Annotated in this window: 3 protein-coding genes; all 3 read right to left on the reverse strand. The window is 38.2% G+C overall.

What is annotated here, in order from left to right:
- Nucleotides 1–2,639: DUF6443 domain-containing protein (locus BLW74_RS22130; RefSeq protein WP_089697114.1), on the reverse strand; the 2,639-nt coding region annotated here is incomplete at its 3' end.
- Nucleotides 2,640–2,648: 9 nt separating this feature from the next.
- On the reverse strand, nucleotides 2,649–3,647 hold the full coding sequence (locus BLW74_RS22755; RefSeq protein WP_227413193.1) for a hypothetical protein: 999 nt from the start codon (nucleotides 3,645–3,647) through the stop codon (nucleotides 2,649–2,651).
- Between the two features lie 11 nt (nucleotides 3,648–3,658).
- A partial coding sequence (locus BLW74_RS22600; protein ID WP_167358492.1) for a hypothetical protein occupies nucleotides 3,659–3,970 on the reverse strand: 312 nt, incomplete at its 5' end.

Genomic DNA, 3,970 nt, shown 5'->3' on the forward strand with positions numbered 1-3,970 from the left:
ATCTCTGTTCCTGCACCGTTCTTAGCATAACTTAATCTGATGTTTCCTAAATGATCAATATAGTTATAAACATACTTTCCGGTTTCAACATTAAAATATCCTTCTGCTGTTGGGAAGAATTTCAATACAGAATTTTCATATTGAAACCCATCCAGATAATCTGTAGTTTTTGTGTCAAAGACCTTTTTTACTTTTACTCCGTCTGCTCTGTAAATATAATCTGTTACTTTGAAGTTTTGGGTAATTTTTTCAGGTAAATTTAGATAATTATATTGGATGGAGGAAATTCCTTTATCCACTTGAGTCGTCATATTTCCGTTAAGATCATAAGTAATGGCGCTTCCTGTACTTCCGGAAGCTAACGGATATCCACTGATGGCATTTCCGGTTCCTATTTCTTTAAGATAAGACAACTTATTACTCTGTTCCCCATTTTCATAATGGTATTCCAGATTGTCCATTACCTCAGGGGCCGTATATCCCGGAAGCTGTCTTCCTCTTCTTAAAAGCGTTTTTATATTTCCGTTAAGATCGTAGGTAAGCTGCTCATGATACTCTCCTCTTTCCAAGTTCATGGCATCCCAGAAACGTCCTTCTTTAAGTCGGTTAAGGCCATCATATTCATAGGAGTAATTTCTGAGTACTGCATCATTTTGAGTAATCCATGACATCTGGGAAATATTCCCATTATATCTTGCAGAACCTGAAAACTGACCATTAGGATTATTGTAACGCAGCTCGTAGGCAAAAAGTTTGTTCTGCAAATTGGCAGGATCATTCACTTTTGTCATCCAGCCTCTAATGTTGTAGGCATATTTTACACTCTGCAGTGGACTGCCTGTGGTATTTCCTACATTTTTAGTCTGTAATTGTCCCAGATCATTATACAGGTTTTCCGCAAGAAGTTCCTGAGCACCACCGTTTACCTGGTTCCAATGTCTTACCAGTCTTTCCTGATGATCATATTCAAAGGTTTCTTTGATGTTTACTTTGGTATCATTCGCTGACCTTTTATGTTCAACAAGGCTATACTCCGGAACTCCGGAAAACTTCAAGGAGCTTTCGGTTTTTGTATATCCTCCCAAATGGTTCATAGAATAAGTAGAAACTGTTCTTCCCTTTTTATCATAGTAGGTATATGATTTTGTCCAGCCATCATTTTCAATATTCTTAACATAAGAAGCTGTTGGAAGACTTTTAGTACTTACCGTGGAATTCTGTGTGGTCTGCGGCAATATATCCTGCCCTAAAACCATACTTACAGCCGGAGCTCCCTGAGGATAAGTATCATAATAATTAACGGTAAGAAGCTTATCAACAGTTGTAGGGTAAGCCGTGTTTCCGTATTCAACGCTAACTCCATTCAGCGTAAGGCTTCCACCTCGGGTTTCAAATGTATCCGCAGCTTGATTATCAATAGCATTCTGTATCGCATTTCTTGAATTGGTATCCCTGGTAACCCCTGTATAGACTACTCTTCCGAAACGGTCGTATTTGGTAAACAACCATGACTGATCCGCTGAAAAATTAGCAATTCCATTTTTGAGAGCAATATCTCTGGATAGAATAATCTGATCTTTCTTATTATAAACCATTTGCTCCAGCCCTTTCCCCGGAAGTTTCTTTTCTACCAGCCTGCTTTTACCATCATATTTATATTGATAGCAAAGATGCTCCATTGCGGAAGTAGAAACTGTTGTAGTAGCAGAAGCTAAAGGCGGGATCACAAATGCCAGCTGGTCATATTCATTATAGACGTAATAAGTGTCTGCATTTTCTGAAGAACTGATTACTTTTCTTACCAACAGAGTCTGGCCGCTGCCGTTCTTAAATTCTATGGTTTTATTGCCGTCTTCGTCTGTTACTGTATTTTTATACAACTGTGCTTCTCCATAGGTTCCGGATGGAATGAGCTCAGAGGAAGTGGCACCGTCTACCCATGAGGTATTGGTGGTATATTTTTTAACTTCACCAGCTGCATTGGCTTCATATCCAAAAACAACAGGTTTGTTCTGCCAGTCATTACCCGGATTTTTCTGGTTTAAAACTCTGTCAAGCGGTGAACTTTCCAATGTTTTGTGGCTAAAAGGAAAAGAATCGTTAATCCCATTGGCCTGATAGTAGCTATTGGCACTGCCTTCTACATTGGTCTGGATATTTCCACTCAGTGAGCTCATTGGAACCGGCAGCCAGCTGTCAACCTGTCTTCCAAAATTATCGTAAGGAATATGCGTTACCAGATCTTTCCCGGTAGGAGTAGATTTAATACTCACAGTCTGTTTGGGTCTTCCCAGGCCGTCAAAAAACTGTACACTCTGTACCTGCTGAAGGGATCCGTCTGAAACCGTAGTGGGTACTAAATACTGTCTGGTATAAATATAGTTTTCCGTAGATGGAATATTGGATGAATAATTTACATTGATGGGAGTATAGGTACCTCCACCATTACCAGAAGAGGATCCTCCGATGTAGGCACGAAAAGTTCCACTGGAAGAGCTGAAACTAAATCCTGGGAGCATCCGTATGCTTTGCGGGTCTGCTACTTCAGTATTAGGAGCAGGAGGTGCTGATAAAACAACCTGCCCAAAATGATGAAGACTCCATAGCAGCCCAATGCTTAGATAAATTTTTCTATACATTAGTCTGGATTAGTGGGTTGTATTGGATTTCATCGTAAGAACCTGCTCTTTAAGCTGTTTAATCTCTGAAGCAAGGTTTTTTAAATCTGAATTTTCAGTTTCTAATTTCTGAATTTTTTCCTCCTGATCTTTTAGCTGTTTATCCTGCTTAATGGCATACAGGGTAAGCTCTTCAATTTTCTGCAATAGCTTGATCTGAAATTCTCCAACATTTACCCCTTCTTTTTCCATTACTTTTGCAGAAGCAATTTCAGGAAGATGTTTTTTTTCTTTGATATGTTTAGCTACCTCTTCCAGTTTTGGAAGATCATAATTTTCTTCAAATACAAAATCGGCAGTTGGTGTTAGAGTTACTTTTATTTCTTTAGCTTCCAGTTTCCCATTCAACAGTGCATTGCCATTAGGTCTGATGGCCATTTGTATCTTCTTATTGGTAATAAAATTAATGGAGCCATATGTTGGGGAATCACTGTCATTTTCAATGTTAAAATCTGCAAAATTTCCATATCTTAGTCCGGAGGATGCATACGCTGAATTGATTTCAAGATTAGCTTTGTTATGAAAACCAATGCTTACTATATTACTTCCTCCTGATGCTCCGGAACCTAAAAACTGAGCCATCACAAAATTCTTATCATTAGTAATCTCACTGGCAACTTCCAATTTTGCCTGAGGATTGGCAGAACCAATTCCAACATTTCCTCCCACATACATCTGGCCATCATGTCTTAAAGAAAACGTAATATCTTCTGTTCCTGTTCCGAAAATGATATTTTTCATAAAATATCTGTCTGGATTTCTTAAATGATTGGTTCTTAATTCAAAGTTATTCGAACCTGCACCCCCTCCTTCGTATACTGTTAATTTCGATTGAGGATTAGAAATCCCGATTCCTACATTGGGAGAGTTTGGGGTAGCGCTTTGATTGACAACACCTCCTGAAGTGTATAATTGAGCAAAAGATAATTGTGCTGCTAAAATTCCTGCAATGAATAGTACTTTTTTCATAATTTGAGTTTTTATTGTTTATAATTATATTTAAATTCTTTTAATAAGTTTCCTGTTTGGCTCTTTTCTCTGATTTCCATAAGTCTGTTCGCTGAGTCATAAAGATATACTTCTCTGATCCCTGATGGCGGAGTGATACTTCTAACACCAATCAATGGATCATAGGTATAGGTTGTGATCTGATAGTTTGGCAGGCTATTTCTGAATGAATCCAATATGGATAAGAAGGATGTTTCGTCATTGTTAGCTAAAGCTGATGCATCGGTATTGGAAGCACTGACGATTGAATCAATTAGTGATTGCTGAATATCTGTTAGTTTTGC

The sequence above is a fragment of the Chryseobacterium culicis genome (assembly GCF_900108365.1).
In the GTDB taxonomy this organism is placed as follows: Bacteria; Bacteroidota; Bacteroidia; order Flavobacteriales; family Weeksellaceae; genus Chryseobacterium; species Chryseobacterium culicis.

What these genes read in the sequence shown, in the direction of transcription:
- BLW74_RS22755 (WP_227413193.1), bottom strand. Translation starts at nt 3,647, where the DNA reads ATGAAAAAAGTACTATTCATTGCAGGAATTTTAGCAGCACAATTATCT.